The organism is Pseudomonas sp. FSL R10-2189, assembly GCF_009600325.1.
In the GTDB taxonomy this organism is placed as follows: domain Bacteria; phylum Pseudomonadota; class Gammaproteobacteria; order Pseudomonadales; family Pseudomonadaceae; genus Aquipseudomonas; species Aquipseudomonas helleri.
In genome coordinates, this window is record NZ_WIVZ01000108.1 from 1 (window position 1) to 860 (window position 860).

The 860-nt window shown below is 56.4% G+C and carries 2 protein-coding genes; both read right to left on the reverse strand.

All coding sequences use genetic code 11. The features are described from left to right. Nucleotides 1-39 precede the first annotated feature (39 nt). Nucleotides 40-234 carry a hypothetical protein gene (locus GHO32_RS26110; RefSeq protein ID WP_153331078.1) on the reverse strand — a complete coding sequence of 65 codons (195 nt, stop codon included), beginning with the start codon at nucleotides 232-234 and terminating at the stop codon, nucleotides 40-42. Between the two features lie 143 nt (nucleotides 235-377). After that, on the reverse strand, nucleotides 378-860 hold a 483-nt coding region (locus GHO32_RS26115), incomplete at its 5' end, for a hypothetical protein (protein ID WP_218581170.1).

The following is an 860-nucleotide window of genomic DNA, read 5'->3' on the forward strand; positions in this document are numbered from 1 at the left end:
GGATTTACCATAAACGCCGTTATTGGTAACGCGCGGGCATCATTGCTTTCTCTTGAAGACCTTGGACTCGGCGCTTCTTACTTTTGGCACACCAACATAAAACAGCGTGCACGGCTTGTTGTCAGCGGACCAGCCAGGGACGATTTGCAACAGCTCAAGCCCCGCCTCGCTCAACTGATTGGCTTCGCTCAAGTCACTCACTTCCTTGATTTCTCCGATATGGGCAAAGCTCATAAGTACTCCTTAACTTGGTCATTAGATGCGACCAGCGTAGCGCATCAGCCAGTCAGTCAGGCGGCCGGCCGGGGGGGCCTTTCTATTCGTTATGCTCTCCCGTGTTGCTAGTAGCAACAACCGGTCGAACGATATTTTAGCGGCTAAAATCCGGCGGCGGCTCGAGCCCGCAATTTCATGACTGTTCGAGCTGAAAGTCCCCCAATGTCCTCGCCATGAAAAACCAGGCACGCCCGGTGCGACTTGGTTTCAGCGTCCCAATCCTCCAGGTCATCGATCAGGAAGGAGTGCTTGCCTAGGTACGCTGCCGCCAGGTCAGCGGCTAGGCGGCGGGCGGGTTCGCCCGCCGTTTCGAAAACCCAATCCAGAATGTCGCTCATCTGCTGGGCGGGGGCCCGGGGTACAACACCCTTGGCCTGATCCTGGACGAATGTGTTGTAAAGCTGTGCGCCAACCTCGGGATCTTCTGCCGGGTTGCCCGGGCAGAGCCTGGGCTCCCAGGGAATCAGATACATCGATTGGCCGAGAACGTCCTGCAGGACGTAATCCGACGGCTTTACCAAACGCTGCATGAGATGGCTCCTTAAAAAATCGCATGGTAGCGCATCCCGAGCAGCCAAAAGCTG